This is a genomic window from Hyalangium sp. (assembly GCF_035629615.1).
GTDB lineage: Bacteria > Myxococcota > Myxococcia > Myxococcales > Myxococcaceae > Hyalangium.
The window spans coordinates 1-15,349 of record NZ_DASPHO010000455.1 but is presented as its reverse complement, the minus strand read 5'-3'; the positions used below and the strand labels follow the sequence as shown (position 1 = coordinate 15,349).

Here is a 15,349-nt window from a genome sequence, read left to right as displayed (position 1 = left end):
TCGGCGCGTGAAGGCGCACCCGGTGGCCTCCAGGGTGCCCGTCGTCATGCTCACCGGAGCCAGCGCGCCCCATGAGGTGATGCTCTGCTCGCGCGCCGGTGCGGACGACTTCCTGCCCAAGCCCGTGGAGTTCGAGGCGCTGACCGCCAAGGTGCTGGCGGTGCGGGCCGCGCGAGAGCAGGGACGGCAGGGGCCGCCTCCCGGGCTCGGCGTGCTGCTGGTGGAGGGGAGCCGCTCCATGGGCTCCTTCCTGGGGGGAGCGCTGGAGCACGAGGGCTTCCATGTCCTCTATGCCCGGCACGGGGTGGAGGCGGAGGCGCTGGCCGTGATGCATGGCACGCGGCTGGATGGGCTCGTCGTGGACGTGTCGCGCTCCTTCGCCTTCCAGGACGGGCTGGCGTTGGCGAACCGGCTGCACGCGCTGCTGCCCCGAAAGCCCCTGGTGCTGGTGGCCGGAGTGGAGGAGCCCCCGGACGTGCACTCCCGGGCCCGGGTCCTCACCGGCGAGCCGCTGCTGGAGCGGCGGATGATGGCGCCCGACACGCTGGTGGCGCGCGTGCTGGAGCGACTCTCTCCCGGTGTGGCTCCCACCCGCGCCGCCGAGCGCGTGCCGCTGTTCTCCGTGGTGGAGTTCGCCACGCGCTGTGGGCCTCCGCTGACGGGGTTCAGCTCGGACGCCAGCCCCGAGGCCCTCTTCGTGCGCACCCTCACGCCGGCGCGCGCGGGGGCCCGGCTGTCGCTTCGGGTGACGCTGGCCGGCCAGCGCATCGCCTCCTCCGTGGACGCGGTGGTGGCCTGGTCCAACCCCCTGCGCCGGGGCTCGGCCTTCCAAGCGCCGGCGGGCATGGGGCTGCGCCTGGAGCGGGTGGACACGGTCCTGGCAGCCCAGCTCCAGCGCTTCGTGCCGCGGGCTCTCGGTTTTTCGCTCGCGATTCCCTCTCGGCCCTCAGGTTTCTGAGAGGGCGCGGCACCCCCAACCTCCCGAAATTCCAGCCTCTTCGCCTCTGGCACGTGGATGGCAGAGCCGGACGCGACACGCGGCCGGGTTGCCCCATCAGGCGCCTCGGCGGGCCGGAGCATCACGGAGGAATATATGAAGTGGTTGCGATACGGGGGACTCGGCCTGGCGCTCATGGGGGTCGGCTGTGATGACCGGAGCGGTATCCCGGAGAACCTGCAGGTGCAGACGCAGGCGCAGCTCACGAGCTTCGACAAGTGCGAGGACCTGGAGTCCTACATCGAGGACACCGCAGTCCTCGACATGCGCGCCCAGCTCACGTGGCAGAAGGAGATGATCGGCAGATGGGGGCGGGGTGGGGGCGTCGTCGATGACGTCAACTCCGCTCCTCCTGGCAACCCCGAGGCCACTCCCGTCGTCGGAGCGCCGGGAGGAGATGTTTCGACGCCAGCGCCCCGAGGGCCGGGTGACTACACCGACACCAACAACCAGGTGGCGGGCGTGGACGAGGCCGACTTCGTGAAGAACGATGGCACGCGCATCTTCGTCGTCTCCGGCCGCAAGCTGTACGTGCACCGCTCCTGGCCCGCCGAGTCTCTGAGCGCGGTCGGCAGCCTGGCGCTCGAGGGCTGGCCGAGGGAGATGTTCCTGAAGGACAACCGCGTCGTCATCTTCTCCGAGGTGGCCCTGCAGGAGGAGGGGAGCAACCCGGGTGGCGACTCGAAGCCGGGCGGAGGGATGATCGACGTCGCGCCGTGCGATCCCCGGGGTGGTTGCGGCTCCTACGGCATGAACGCCACCAAGGTGACGGTGGTGGATGTGTCGAACCTGGCTTCGCCGCGCGTCGAGGATCAGCTCTTCATCCCGGGCCGGTATGCCCAAGCGCGCCGCACGAACAGCTCGGTGCGGCTGCTGCTCAACGACAACTTCCGCTACCCCCAGGAGACGCGCTGGTGGCCCACGTACTCGGAGGGCCTCTGGCAGGACGAGGACCGGCTGAAGCGGGAGCTGGACAAGCTGATGGTGAGCAACGAGCAGGCCATCCGCCAGCAGACGCTCAAGCAGTGGCTGCCGAGCGGCTGGCGCAAGCTGCCGGACGGCTCGAGGGTGGAGGTGGGCTACGACTGCCGCGACTTCTACCGCTCCAACACGCCCGCGAAGCTGGGCTTTGTCACCGTGGCCTCGCTGGACCTGGACGATGCCACCACCACCGAGTCCACCGTGCGCCGCACCAGCCTGGTGGCGGAGCCGGGCCAGGTGTACGCCTCGACGGAGGCCCTCTACCTGGCCAGCCAGCACTGGTGGTGGTGGCCGGAGGACGGGCAGAAGGACTACACGTACCTGCACAAGTTCGACACCCGTGAGCCAGGCCACGCGCGCTACGCGGGCAGCGGCGTGGTGGAGGGCTACCTGCTCAACCAGTTCAGCATGGACGAGTACAAGGGCGTGCTGCGCGTGGCCACCACCATCGCCACGTGGAAGCGGGACAATGACAACCCCTGGGGCCGCCAGGAGACCACCAACCGCCTCTTCACCTTCCGGGAGGAGGAGGGCCGGCTGGTGAAGCTTGGGCAGACGGAGGAGCTGGCCAAGGGCGAGCGCATCTACAGCGCCCGCTTCCTGGGCAACAAGGGCTACGTCGTCACCTTCCGCCAGGTGGATCCGCTCTTTACGTTCGACCTGTCCGACCCGGAGAACCCCCGCAAGGTGGGCGAGCTGAAGGTGCCGGGCTTCTCCAGCTACATCCACCCGCTGGATGAGAACCACCTCATCACCATCGGCGTGCACGTGCCGGAGGACCAGAACTGGCGCGAGCGTGCGCTGAAGCTGTCGCTCTTCGATGTGTCGGATCCGGCGGAGCCCAAGGAGAAGTTCACCCGGCTTGTGGGGACCGCGTACGGCTGGAGCGAGGCCCTCTATGAGCACAAGGCCTTCAACTTCTTCCCGGCCAAGGGGCTGCTGGCCATCCCCTTCTCGGACTACGTGCCTGGCAGCTCGGACTACTGGAGCAGCTTCCGGAGCGAGCTGCGCGTCTTCCGCGTGGACGCCGCCACGGGCTTCTCTCCAGTAGGCGCGGTTTCCATGTCGGACGTGTATCAATCCTTCAACAACAGGAACTGGACGTGGTACTGGACGCCCACCGTACGCCGCAGCGTGATGGCGGATGACTATGTGTATGCCATCACTGATGCGGGCGTGCGTGTGGCCCACGTGAGCAACCTGCAGGTACCGTTGGCCACGACGTACTTCCAGCCGGACTTCTACATGCCGTAAACCGCAGCACCCCCCTCTGCAGAGGGAAGGGCGGTCGGCTCCCTCGGGGGATGCGAGCCGGCCGCCTTTTTTTTGCGGGGTCAGCGTGGACGAGCAGCGGCCGTCGGCTCTTCACCAGCGCATTCCGCGCGAGAAGACGCTATAGGCGGCCGTCCCATGCCTGCGCCCGTGAAGTCCCGCCGCGAGGAGTTCCGCGAGCTGATGAAGCTGGCCATCCCCATCGCCATCGCTCAAGGCGGTCAGGCACTCATGGGGCTGGTCGACACGCTGGTGGTGGGGCGTGCGGGCACCTCGGCGCTGGCCGCGGTGGGCATGGCCAACGCCATCTTCTTCGCCGTGAGCGGCCTGGGCATGGGGTTGATGATGGGGTTCGACCCGCTGCTGTCCCAGGCCTTCGGTGCGCGCAACGCGTCCCGGGCCCGGGCACTGCTGTGGCAGGGCGGGTGGATGGCGCTCTTCGCAGGGACGGTGATGGGCGGCCTGGTGCTCGTGGTGCCGGAGGTGCTGCCCCTCCTCGGGTACGTCCGGGAGGAGCTGAGCGAGACGCGCTCCTATCTGTACTGGCGCGCACCCAGCATGGTGCCAATGCTCGCGTTCCTCATGGTGCGCGGCTACCTGCAGTCCGCCGCGAGCACCCGGCCCCTGGTGGTGGCCACCGTGGCGGCCAACGTCTTCAACCTGGGCGCAGACATCCTCTTCGTCTTCGGTGGGAGCGTGCTCCCGGAGGGGTTCGGGCCGCTGAGGGACATCCCCGCCATGGGCGCGAGAGGCGCGGCGCTCGCCACCTTCCTGTGCACCCTCCTCCAGCTCGCCATCATCCTCTACGCAGTGCGGCGCCTGGCCATCGCGGGGGAGAGGCCGGTACGCCGCCCGGTGTGGGCGGATCTGAGGCAGGCCGCGCGGGTGGGGTTCCCCATCGGGCTCCACCTCGCGGCGGAGATTGGCGTCTTCGCGCTCGCGGGCGCCCTGGCCTTCAGGCTGGGCCCTGCGAGCATGGGCGCGCACCAGATCGCCATCTCCTTCGCGAGCGTCTCCTTCACCATCGCGGTGGGGATTGGCAACGCAGGCAGCGTGCGCGTGGGGTGGGCAGTGGGAGCGCGCAACACGCCCCAGGCCCGCATGAGCGGCTTCGTCGCTTTCGCGGGCGGAGCGGGCTTCATGGCCTTGTCGGCGCTGGTGTTCGCCCTCTTCCCGCACGCGCTGTCCCAGCTGGCCGGGGCCTCGGCGGAGGTGACGCCCCTGGTGGTGCCCCTGCTGATGGTGAGCGCTGTCTTCCAGGTCTTCGACGGGGTGCAGGGCGTAGGCGCGGGCGTGCTGCGCGGGGCCGGGGAGACGCGCTTCACCTTCCTGGCCAACATGGTCGGGCACTATGCCATTGGCCTGCCCCTCTCGCTGGTGCTGGGCTTCGGACTGAAGCTGGGCCTCCTGGGCATCTGGTGGGGCCTGTGCGCGGGCCTCATCTCCGTGGCCTTTGCCCTGCTGTGGCGCTTCCACCGGATGAGCGCTGGCACGCTGCGCCCGCTTGAGGCCTGAGCCCGCCCTACCAGGGCAGGTACTGCTGAATCATGTGCCGCCAGGTGGGCCAGTCGTGGATGCCGCCCTGCCAGATGGACAGGTGGTTGCCGATGTCCTTCCTCCACAGCACCTTGGAGAGGTGCTCGTTGGAGCCGCGGCAGAAGTCGTGCTCGCCCGCCGCCAGCACCATCTCCACCTGCTGGAGGGCGTGCAGCTGCCCCACGTCCGACACGTTCGGCAGCCACTGCAGGCACGAATTGAAGTACACGCTCTCGTCGTGGTAGCCGTCGAGGAAGGGTTCCGTCTCGAACTTGCCGCTCATGGAGAGGAGCCGCTGGAAGACGTGAGGGTGACGCAGGCCGGTGTTGAAGGCGTGGAAGCCGCCGAAGCTGCACCCCAACAGCGTCAGCCTCCCGCCGCTGCTGCGGCTCCTCAACAGCGGCACCACCTCGTGGAGCAGGTAGGACTCCCAGGCCACGTGCCGCGCCACCCGATCGTGCGGGTGGATGTGCCGGTTGAGCCAGCTCTCCTCGTCGATCCCGTCCGCACACACCACGAGGTAGCGGCCCGCCTGGATGCGATCCGCGATGGCGCCCACCAGCCCGAAGTCCTCGTTCTGGTAGAAGCGGCCTCGGCTCGTGGGCAGCATCAGGACAGGCTCGCCCGAGTGCCCGAAGAGCAGCAGGTCCATGTCCCGGCCCAGGCGGTGGCTGTACCAGCGGTGATGTTCGCGGTTCATGGCCGCGGACCATAGCGCCTGGCGCGGCGGGTCAGAAGCGGATCGTCGGCCCCACGAGAATCGTGTTGATGGGCTTGGCGCACTCCTTCACGGCCTGCTTCTCGTAGCGCACGTCGCACCACTGCCAGGAGGTGGCTCCCGTGATGCCCCAGTTCATGCCCAGCCACCAGTCCAGCCCGAAGCGCACCGCGCCGCCGAGGGCCTGGAACTCCTGGCGCACCAGCTGGCCGAACTCGTCCGGCGTCTGAGGTGTGGAGCGGCTGCGGGCCAGCCGGAGGCTCACCCAGGGCGAGATCATCCGTTCCCGGAACCCCCGGAACCGCACCTCCAGCCCATATTGCCGGTAGTCCAGCTGCACCCGACTGGAGGCGTCCTGCTGTAGGTCCTCAAACTTCTGGCCCCACGTCTCCGCGGCCTCAGCGTAGACCCCCACGGACAGCCCGATGGGGGCCTCGACGCCAAAGTAGACGTTGATGGCGGCGCCCTTCGCATCCCACTCGCTGTAACGGTCGAGCGCCATGCCCGCGCTCAGGGAGAGGTACCCGCGCCACTCGCCGGCCTGGGCCGCTCCTGCCCATAGGAGCAGTCCCAGCACCACCCCCAGCTCTGTTACACGTCGCATCACCCCTGAAGCCTAGCCCAGGGGGCCGGGGGCCGGTCCACCGCCCCCCCAGTCCGGTTCATCGTTCGGAATCGGCCGTCCAGCCTCGTACACTGCGCACCCATGTCCCAGACCTTCGAAGCCGCCGCCGCCTCTCTCCGGGATGCCCTCGCCGACGCGGGCCGGGGCCTGGTGGAGCGTGAGGCCATGGTCGAGCTGGTGGCGCTGTCCGCCGTCGCCGGTGAGCACCTGCTCGTCATCGGTCCCCCGGGCACCGCGAAGAGCGAGGCCGTGCGCCGCACCGCCCGCGCGCTGGGGGGGAGCTACTTTGAATACCTGCTCGGGCGCTTCACCGAGCCGTCCGAGATCTTCGGGCCGGTGGATCTGCGCAAGCTGCGCGAGGGCACGGTGGAGACGGAGACGACGGGCATGCTGCCCGAGGCCGAGGTGGCGTTCCTGGACGAGGTGTTCCTCGGCTCCACGGCCATCCTCAACACGCTGCTCGGTGTACTCAACGAGCGCACCTTCCGGCGCGGTCACACGCGGATGAAGGTGCCCCTGCGGGTGTGTGTGGGTGCCTCCAACGGGCTGCCCGAGGAGGAGTCGCTGGCGGCTTTCGCGGACCGCTTCCTGGCGCGCATCTTCGTGGAGCCCGTGCCGGACCCGCAGCTGGAGGAGCTGCTCGCGGGCGGAGCCTCGCTCTGGCGCGAGACGGAGGCGCGGGTGGCCTCGCTGGAGGCACTGGACGTGCTGGCGCGGGGAGCGCAAGCGGCGGACCTGGGGCCGGTGCGTCCTCACCTGGCGCATGCGCTGCGCACGCTGCGAGCGGCGGGCATCGGGCTGTCGGACCGGCGCGCGGTGAAGGTGCAGCGGCTCATGGCGGCGGCGGCAGCGCTGGCCGGGCGGCAGACGCCGGGCGTGGCGGACCTCTGGCCGCTCATCTACGCGGTGCCGACCAAGGAGGGACAGGCGCTGGCGCGCGAGGTGCTGCGCGAGCTGCTGGCCGCGACGGAGAACCCGGCGCTCGCGGCGGCGGCCTTGGAGGCGAGCGCGGGACCGATGGCACGAGCGCAGCGCATCGCCCGGGCGGGGCGCGAGGTCCTGAGCGGGAGGCCGTCGCAGGGCGCCGCCGAGGAGCTCTCCGCGTGGCGGCTCAAGCTCGAGGGGGTGGTGCGGGAGATGGATGCGGGGTTCGCCCCGGAGACGCTGCCGCCGGAGCTCCAGTCGCTGCGGGGGGAGATTCGCATCGCGCTCGAAGGCCCTGCTCCGGCCGTGGCCCAGGCGTGACGGGCTCATCGAGAGTAATGTGAAGGTCGGATCGTCTTGAGCTCTTACGCTTCGTCACAAGCCCCTTCACGACTGCCGGTGACATGGAGCCCCCGGCAGGAGCCGCTGGCCGCGCTCGCGGTCGCCGGCGTAGGGCCCGTGTCTCTCGCGCTGGCACGGAGGGCCCTCGCCGCGGATGAGAAGCAGCTCAGCGCCTGGAGCGGCGTGGCTGGCTCAGGCGTGCTCGTCCTCCTGGGAGAGACCCACTCGCTGCCCTGGGTGGATGGCGCCGTGTACCTGGGGAGGGATCCCGCCGCACCCTCGCTGCTGTTGCCGTGCGCACTCGCGCCGGAGGTGGCCCCCTCGCTGCTCGAGCGGGCCCTCGTGGCTCATGCCGCCGCTGGGACACCGCTCGCCGTGCTCCCGCGCTCGGGGCTCCTCGTCTCCGTGGGCGCCGCGCGGACCGTGGCCCGAGAGACGCTCGCCGCCTGGCTGAAGACAGCGGAGGGTGCGCCGTGAGCAACCTGCCCCCCCCGCTGCGCCCGTGGGCGATGCAGCTCGCCATCTTCCCGGAGGATCTGGCCCTCAGTCTGGGGCCGTACGTCGCTCGGCTGGCAGCGGCGATCGGCGCGCTCCGGCCTCGCGGTGAGGCGGACGGCGGCGAGCCCCAGGGCTATGACGGGCTCACCCGCCGCGGCCCCTACGAGCGGCTCCTGCTCACCGAGTGGCTCTACGCCCTGGAGTCTCCCGACGAGTTCATCCGCCGCGCCGCCTTCGGTGAGCATGCCTTCCTCAAGCCCGCCTTCAAGCAGCCCCAGGGCTCGCGGCGCACCGTGGCGCTGCTGGACGCGGGGCCTGATCAGCTCGGCACTCCCCGTATTGCCCACCTCGCGCTGCTCGTTGTGCTGCAGCGGCGCGCGGAGGCGGCCGGCACCGAGTTCTCCTGGTGCGTGCTCCAGGACTCGCCGGATCGCGTCCCCTTCAACTCCGTCACCCCCGCCAGCGTCCAGTCCTGGCTCTCCGCCCGTAGCGTGACACCCGCCACGGATCAGCACGTGGCTCGGTGGCGCGAGGCGCTTGCGCTCGGCCCGGCCCCGGAGGATGCCTGGCTCGTGGGGAGCTCGCGGCTCGCCCGCCTGCCCGAGGCCGCGAGGCTGTCCCGCGTCGAGGTGGAAGAGCTGGTGGCGCCGAGCGTCCGCCGGCTCTCGGTCGCCGTGCGGCGCCTGGCCCGCGCCCCCTCCTCCGTGGAGCTGGAGCTGCCCGCCGCGGATGAGTGCGTGCGCATGCTGCGCGACCCCTTCACCTCGCGCGCCACGACCCCGGTGCGCCTGTCCAGCGCCGCCCGCATCCAGTGGTTCTTCTTCTCCGCGGATGGCTCGCGGCTCATCCTCATCCGCGCGGATGGGAGCGTGGCCGCGCAGCCCATTCCCCACTCGCCGCGCGCCACGGTCCCCAAGCCGCGGCGCTTCCAGCCGCCGGTGGGCCATCGGCTGGTGGCCGCGGGCTGGCGCCGCAACGGCGGGCTGCTGGCGCTGACCCGCGATGACAAGGTGCTCTGGATCCACGGTGGGGTGAAGGGGGCCCAGGGCGGCAGCAGGCCTCGCGGCATCCCCTACCTGGGCTACGAGGGGCTGCTGCCGGATGCGCCCCCGCCCAACCACTCCCCGGGGCTCGCCACCTCCATCGTCGAGAGCAACCGCGAGCGGGTGCTGGTGCATGACAGCGAGGGGCGCCTCTTCATCGTCAGCCAGCAGGGGCCGGCGCTGCTGTCGAGCCGGACCAGCGCCCTGGCCGAGGTGCGGCGCAAGCCCGCCTTTGTCATGGCACCCACGGAGGGCTCCTCCATGGATGGGATGTGGCTCGGCCTCCTGGAGGACCACCACCAGCGCCACCTGCCGCTCGGCGCAGGAGAGGGCGAGGCGTACTTCGGCTACTCGCAGTCCCTGGGCCACGCGGAGGGTGGACTGCTCGCGCTGCGCCACCGGCCCGGCGCCTGGCAGGTGCTGCTCGAGAAGGGCAGTGTCCAGCTCCACCCGCCAGTGGACTCGCAGGTGGTGGGAGTGGGTGTCAGCTATAAGGATCTGCAGGAGCCAGGGTTGTTGTTGCTCGGGCCGGATCGGCGTGGGTTTACCCTGCTCGGCGCTCACGCGGCCCACCCGGTGGCGCGGGCCTCGGAAGGGGTGGTGCACGCGGCGGCGAGCCATGGCCTGCCCGTCATCGCCTGGCTGACGGTGAAGGGTGAGCTCGTGGTGTGGAGCCTCCATCAGGAGGCGGCCCTCTATCGCGCCGCGCCGGGCGAGGGCTCATGAGCGCACGCCCCGTGAGACCTCGGCTGCACCTCCACCGCGGCAAGGTGGTGGCGGTGGCCTTCTGGTTCGATCCCGTCCTCCTGGGTGAGCGGGGAGCTCGCATGCGTGTGCTCGCCGCATGGGAGCCGGGCACCAGCGTCTTCGTGCTCGCGGGGGGCTTCCTCTTGCGGCTGTCGCGGGCCCGGCCGGTGGATTGCGCCGCCGCGCCTGGCTTGTCCCTCACCTTGGAGGAAGGCGTGCTCCTCTCCGCGCCGCTCTCGGCCCCCGAGCGCGAGCGCCTGGCGCCGCCTCCAGGCTCGACCGTGCTGGTGCGCGCGGGCCGCGCGGAGGTGTTCCCGGGAGAGCCTTCGCGCCGGCTGGATGTGGCGGCGTGGCTCGAAGTGTCCGGGTGGACCTCCCTCGCCGTGAAGGGGCTCGGGGCGCCTCCTCCGCCCGTCAAGGTCCTGGAGCCGCTCCAGACGCCCCCACGCAGCCTCTTCCAAGGCATTCCTCCTCCCGATCCCGAGGCTGAGGCGATGCGAGCCCGCATGGAAGGGAGCTCGGTGCCTCGGGGCCTCCAGCGCGCGGACGCTGCCCCTGCGGGCTCCCTGTGGGCTCGGCTGCGCGCGTGGCTCCGAGGAGAGAAGGCCGCGCCCGCAGAGGCTGTGAAGGCCGCCAGCGCTACCCCGGTCTCCCCGACCCCCACCGCTCCCTCGGCGGTGGGGCGGTTCGTGTCCTGGCTCCGGCGCACGCTGCGCCCGAGCGGTGCAGCCACCCCGGCCCGGCCCGCGCTGCCTTCAGGGAAGGGCGCCACGGCTCGGTCCGGTGAAGCGCAGAGCGCTGTCTCTCTCTCCTGGCTGAGGCGGCTGCTCGGACGGCTGCGTCAGGCGCTCTCCCCACGTGCCCCCGCATCCTCCACGTCGTCCTCGGGCACGGGCCGCTCGGCACCCACCGAGCCCGCCACTCCACCCCCTCCCCAAGGACCCGGGCTCTTCTCGCGCCTCTCCGAGTGGCTGCTGCGGAACACGCCACTCGGCCCGCTGCTGGGACAGCGCAAGGCGGAGTACGTCCAGCGCCTTTTCGAGATGTTCGAGCAGGGCAACCTCACGGAGGCACTGCGCTACGCCATCCCCCTCGGGGACGAGAAGATGTCGGAGCAGGCTCGCATCGCCCTGGGGCTTCCAGGCCCCCGCGAGAGCCTCACCATCCAGCCCCAACGGGGCGGGGCCGCCTCCCTCTTCGGCGGCGGCCAGGAGGTCTACGCGGCGCTCAAGGAGCGCTACCGCGCGGCCTTCCAGCGGCTGGAGCGCGAGGGACGCATTGACGAGGCCGCCTTCGTCCTCACCGAGCTGCTCGGCGCCCACGAGGAGGCCGTGTCCTTCCTCGAGAAGCATGGGCGCCTGAAGCTCGCGGCCGAGCTGGCGGAGGGGCGCGGGCTGGCGCCGGGCCTGGTGGTGCGCCAGTGGCTGCTGGCCAAGGACATCCAACGCGCGGTGGCCATCGCCCGGCGCAGCGGAGCCTTCCCGGATGCGGTGCTGCGGCTGGAGCGCACGCACCCGGCCGAGGCGCGAACGCTGCGGCTGCTCTGGGCGGAGACGCTGGCGGAGGCAGGGGACTACATGCGCGCGGCGGTGGTGGTGTGGCCACTGGAGGATGCGCGCCCTCTGGCGCGCGCATGGCTCGAGCAAGGTGCCACGGTGGGCGGGGTGGGGGGCGCCCGGGCGCTGGCGCGGCTGATCGCGGCCTTCCCCGACTCCTTCGAGGAGAACCGGCCCCAAGCGCTCGAGCTGCTGGAGGACGACAGCCAGGCCCGCTCCGCCGAGCGCCTCGCCTTCTCGGAGGTCCTCGCCTCCGAGTCGCGCTCGGAGCCGCGGACGGCCCTGGTGGGGCCCTCGGTCCGCGCGCTCCTCAGGGACAGGGCCTCGGGCCACACGCGCATCGACTCCACCTTCCTCATGCGCCTCATGAGGGACGTGGGAGATGGAGCGCTGCGCGCGGATCTCCCGCCGATCTCGGATCCCCGCCGCCGCAACTGGGCCGAGGACACGGGAGCGGCCCTGCTGAGGGAGCGGATCGCCGCCACCGAGGCCGGCCCCTACCCCATCCATGACGCGGTGGCGCTGTCCGGCCAGCGCATGCTGCTGGCGCTGGGAGAGGCCGGAGTGCGGCTGGTGCGCGCGGATGGCACCCGAGTGGCGCACTTCGACGTGCCTGCTTTCTGGCTGGTGCCCTCGGTGCACGAGGACCGGGTGCTGGCGCTGGCGCCGCGTGGAGAGCTCAAGCGCATCTCCCGCATCGAGCCCGGCCCGCAGCGCGCCGCGCACTGGTGCGATGCGAAGGTGGATGCCTTCGCCCCGAGCTATGACGGCAACCTGTGGTTCCTGGCCGAGCAGGACACGGTGATGGCGGTGGACGCGCTGGCCACGGAGGGCCTGCGCGCGCTCTGGCGGGTGGCCCAGGTGGGCGGCAGGGTGATGGCGCTCGAGGCGGACGCGGAGTGGCTGCGGTTCGCCATCTGGAGCAGCAGCGATCCCCAGCTCTGGACCTACTCGCTGCCAGGGGGGCCCACGCTGCGCTCACGGGCCGCTCGCCGACAGGGAGACGGCCTGCCCCTGGTGACCCAGGATGAAGTCACAGGCAGGGTGGAGCGCAGGGACGACTTCCTCTCCTCGCCGCCGTGGACGTTGGTGAAGCTGCAGACTGGCGAGGGCCACGAGGTGAAGCTCGCCTCGAAGGGTGACACGCAGCGGGCGCACTTCGTCTTCGAGGGCGAGGTGCGCGTGCAGGCCCGCTTCTCGGGCGGTGAGCTGCTCCTCTTCGACACGGCGGGCCGACTGCTGCGGGTGGATCTGGCGGAGGGCACCGCGCGTCGCGTGCTCGTCCAGTAGTCCATTTTTACAGCGAGGTGGTTGTCCATGACCCACACTTCGGGTCCATGTGGCCGCTCGGTCATCAACGGTTGGGCCCTCAGGAGGCATTGAAGCGCTTGCCCCCCTCTGAGCGCATGCTCAGCTTGGGGCCCACGATGGCCTTTCGACTCCAGCTCATGCCTCAGGCAGTGCGAGTCCTCTCCACGTGCCCGGCGGCAGTGCGCGAGTGTGTCCTGCATGAGCTGGGAGCCATCTTCTCGGGCCCGCTGCTCGGCCTCGAGGGCCAGGGAGCCGGGATGGAAGGCGCAGGTGTTCGCCAGCTGCCATCGGGCTACCACGTCCGCTACTCCGTGGACTGGAAGCATGGCTTGCTCCACCTGCTCGAACTCTGGAGCCCCGAGGAGCAGCTCCCGGCACCGCCGTCTTGAACCCTGGCTGCCTGGAGCCCGTCTCTCCCTGATTCCGCGTGCACTCTCGACTGGCTGAATTCCTTCGCACCCACCGTGACGCCATTCTCGAGGAATGGGAGGCGGAGGTGCGCCGGCTGCCCGCGGCCCAGAGCCTGTCCCAGGTCGCGCTGCGCGATCACCTGCCCATGCTGCTGGACCGCATCGCGGCGGTGATAGCGGGGCCTGGGCGGGACGAGGTGGCCACCGGGCTCGGCAATGTCCCGGATGTGCACGCCCTGGAGCGGCTGGGAGAGGGGTTCGATCTGCGGCAGGTGGTGATGGAGTACCGGCTGCTGCGCCGGTGCGTGCTGCGGCTCTGGGGGGCCCAGGGCTCCACGGACTCGATGGAGGTCGTCGCCCTCTTCCACGAGGCCGTGGACGAGGCCGTGACTGTCTCCGTCACCCGCTACATGCTCGTCCGGGAGCGCACCTTCCAGGCGCTGGACCGCATCTCCGCCGCGGCCATTGGCAGTCCAGATCTCTCCACCCTCCTGCCGCGGCTGCTCCAGGTGCTGCAGGAGACCGTCCCTGTGGTGGACACGGTGGCCGTGCTGGTGCCCGAGGGGGACTTCCTCCGGGTGGAGAGCTTGGTGGGGCTCGTGCTGGAGGAGGACTTCCGCGTGCGCATCGGCGAGGGGATCTCCGGCGTGGTGGCCTCCACCCGCCAGCCCGTCCTCGTCCACGACGCGGCCACGGATCCGCGGGTGCGCAGCGAGGCGCTCCGCCAGAGTGGCCTGCGCGCCCTCTACGCCGTGCCGCTGCTGCTCGAGGACGAGCTGCTCGGCGTGGCGCACATGGGCAGCCGCTCCAGCTACGAGTTCTCGGGCGAGGATCTGGTGCTCTTCCGCACGATGGCGGCGCGCACCACCTCCATGATCGCCCGGGCGCGGGCCCACGCGCGCGAGCAGGCCTCCCGAGCGGAGGCCGAGCAGTCCCTGGCGTGGCTTCGCGCGAGCGAGGCCCAGCGCAAGCGGTGGGAGGAGATCTTCAGCAACCTGGGCGTGGGGGTGGCGCTCGTGAGCGCCGCGGACAGCGTGCTGGAGGACGTGAACCCGGCCTTCGCGCGGATGCATGGCTACACGCGCGAGGAGCTCCTCGGCCGGCCCCTGGCGGACACCTTCGCCCCGGAGTCGCGCGCAGTGCTGGCCCGGCACGAGGCCGCCGCGCACTCCAAGCTCCACCACGAGTACGAGTCCATGCACCTGCGCAAGGACGGCAGCCGCTTCCCCGTCTTCACGCACGTGACGTCCTTCCGAGACGAGTCCGGCAAGGTGGTGCAGCGCGCGGCCACGTTCCTGGACATCACCCAGCGCCGCACCGCGGAGCTCGAGCGCCAGCGGCTGCTGAGTGACATCGAGGCCGAGCGTGCCCGGCTGGCGGGGGTGCTGGATCAGCTCCCCGCGGGCGTCATCCTCGCCGAAGCGCCGAGCGGCCGGATGGTGATGGGCAACCGCCAGGTGGAGACCATCCTCGGCATGCCCTTCCTCCAGGCCGAGCACATCGGTGAGTACTCTCGTTACCCGGGCTTCCACCCGGACGGCCGGCCCTACGCGCCCGAGGAGTGGCCGCTCGCGCGCTCGCTGCGCACCGGCGAGGTGGTGCAAGGCGAGGAGACCGAGATCCGCCGGCCCGAGGGCCCGCGCATCATCCTCCTGTCCTCCAGCGCGCCCCTCCGCGACCGGGCGGGACAGATCTCCTCAGCGGTGGTGACGTTCGTGGACGTGACGGAGCTGCGCCGCGCGGAGACCGCCGCGCGTCAGGCGGCCGAGTTCGGCGAGAAGCTCATCGGCATCGTCAGCCACGATCTGCGCAACCCGCTGAATGCCATCTACCTGTCCGTCACCCAGCTGCTGCACAGCGAGACGCTGTCCGCGAGGGACCAGCGTGCCGCGGCCCGAGTCGCCAAGTCCGCGGATCGGATGAAGCGGATGATCTCCGAGCTGCTGGACTTCACCCGTGGCCGCCTGGGGGGCGGCATCCCCATCCACCGGGTATCGGGAGATCTGCGTGCGGTGGTGAGGCAGGGCGTCGAGGAGCTGGAGGCGGCCTGGCCCGAGCGCACCCTGAGCCTGCGGGTGGAGCCGGGGCGCTATGAGGGCACCTGGGACGCGGACCGGCTGGTGCAAGTGGTGAGCAACCTGGGCGGCAACGCGCTCCAGTACAGCCCGCCGGACGCGCCCGTCACCTTCCAGCTCCGGGATGAAGGGGCGAGCGGGGTGCTGGAGGTGCACAACGGGGGCAATCCCATCCCGCCCGAGGCCCTGCCGCACCTGTTCGATCCGTTCCGCCGCGCCTCCTCGGAGGGTGGGGGGCTGGGGCTGGGCCTCTACATCGTCGAGCAGGTGGTGAAGGGGCACGGCGGACGCATCGAGGTGACGTCCACCGCGGA

The 15,349-nt window shown here is 71.1% G+C and carries 11 protein-coding genes; 9 read left to right on the top strand and 2 right to left on the bottom strand.

What is annotated here, in order from left to right; all coding sequences use genetic code 11:
* The 3 genes from VD972_RS23430 to VD972_RS23420 form a co-directional block, all read left to right on the top strand.
* A partial coding sequence (locus VD972_RS23430; RefSeq protein ID WP_324990557.1) for a PilZ domain-containing protein occupies nucleotides 1-958 on the top strand: 958 nt, incomplete at its 5' end.
* Between the two features lie 135 nt (nucleotides 959-1,093).
* Nucleotides 1,094-3,232: a beta-propeller domain-containing protein gene (locus tag VD972_RS23425; RefSeq protein WP_324990555.1), complete on the top strand. Its 2,139-nt coding sequence runs from the start codon at nucleotides 1,094-1,096 to the stop codon at nucleotides 3,230-3,232.
* A gap of 156 nt (nucleotides 3,233-3,388) precedes the next feature.
* Complete coding sequence (locus tag VD972_RS23420; protein ID WP_324990553.1) at nucleotides 3,389-4,765, top strand: MATE family efflux transporter; 1,377 nt, start codon at nucleotides 3,389-3,391, stop codon at nucleotides 4,763-4,765.
* A 7-nt stretch (nucleotides 4,766-4,772) separates the two neighbouring features.
* Here VD972_RS23420 and VD972_RS23415 read toward each other — a convergent pair whose 3' ends face one another.
* Both VD972_RS23415 and VD972_RS23410 read right to left on the bottom strand, forming a co-directional pair.
* Complete coding sequence (locus VD972_RS23415; RefSeq protein WP_324990551.1) at nucleotides 4,773-5,486, bottom strand: esterase family protein; 714 nt, start codon at nucleotides 5,484-5,486, stop codon at nucleotides 4,773-4,775.
* A 31-nt stretch (nucleotides 5,487-5,517) separates the two neighbouring features.
* Entirely contained in the window at nucleotides 5,518-6,108 is a 591-nt protein-coding gene (locus tag VD972_RS23410) for a hypothetical protein (RefSeq protein ID WP_324990549.1), read from the bottom strand.
* Between the two features lie 102 nt (nucleotides 6,109-6,210).
* Here VD972_RS23410 and VD972_RS23405 point away from each other — a divergent pair, with 102 nt between their 5' ends.
* The 6 genes from VD972_RS23405 to VD972_RS23380 form a co-directional block, all read left to right on the top strand.
* On the top strand, nucleotides 6,211-7,374 hold the full coding sequence (locus VD972_RS23405) for an AAA family ATPase (protein WP_324990547.1): 1,164 nt from the start codon (nucleotides 6,211-6,213) through the stop codon (nucleotides 7,372-7,374).
* Between the two features lie 78 nt (nucleotides 7,375-7,452).
* A complete protein-coding gene (locus tag VD972_RS23400; protein WP_324990545.1) occupies nucleotides 7,453-7,872 on the top strand; it encodes a hypothetical protein in 420 nt (139 codons plus the stop codon).
* Entirely contained in the window at nucleotides 7,869-9,662 is a 1,794-nt protein-coding gene (locus tag VD972_RS23395) for a hypothetical protein (protein ID WP_324990543.1), read from the top strand. Before VD972_RS23400 ends, VD972_RS23395 begins: the two co-directional genes overlap by 4 nt.
* An 11-nt stretch (nucleotides 9,663-9,673) precedes the next feature.
* A complete protein-coding gene (locus VD972_RS23390) occupies nucleotides 9,674-12,529 on the top strand; it encodes a bpX6 domain-containing protein (protein WP_324990541.1) in 2,856 nt (951 codons plus the stop codon).
* A 137-nt stretch (nucleotides 12,530-12,666) separates the two neighbouring features.
* Nucleotides 12,667-12,939, top strand: a complete 273-nt coding sequence (locus tag VD972_RS23385) for a hypothetical protein (protein ID WP_324990539.1) — start codon at nucleotides 12,667-12,669, stop codon at nucleotides 12,937-12,939.
* 107 nt (nucleotides 12,940-13,046) lie between these two features.
* The coding region (locus VD972_RS23380; protein ID WP_324990537.1) for a PAS domain S-box protein at nucleotides 13,047-15,349 on the top strand (2,303 nt) is incomplete at its 3' end.

Excerpts from the sequence above, each read along its gene's own strand:
- VD972_RS23425 (WP_324990555.1), top strand. The coding sequence starts at position 1,094 with ATGAAGTGGTTGCGATACGGGGGACTCGGCCTGGCGCTCATGGGGGTC.
- VD972_RS23420 (WP_324990553.1), top strand. The coding sequence starts at position 3,389 with ATGCCTGCGCCCGTGAAGTCCCGCCGCGAGGAGTTCCGCGAGCTGATG.
- VD972_RS23415 (WP_324990551.1), bottom strand. The coding sequence starts at position 5,486 with ATGAACCGCGAACATCACCGCTGGTACAGCCACCGCCTGGGCCGGGAC.
- VD972_RS23410 (WP_324990549.1), bottom strand. The coding sequence starts at position 6,108 with ATGCGACGTGTAACAGAGCTGGGGGTGGTGCTGGGACTGCTCCTATGG.
- VD972_RS23405 (WP_324990547.1), top strand. The coding sequence starts at position 6,211 with ATGTCCCAGACCTTCGAAGCCGCCGCCGCCTCTCTCCGGGATGCCCTC.
- VD972_RS23385 (WP_324990539.1), top strand. The coding sequence starts at position 12,667 with ATGGCCTTTCGACTCCAGCTCATGCCTCAGGCAGTGCGAGTCCTCTCC.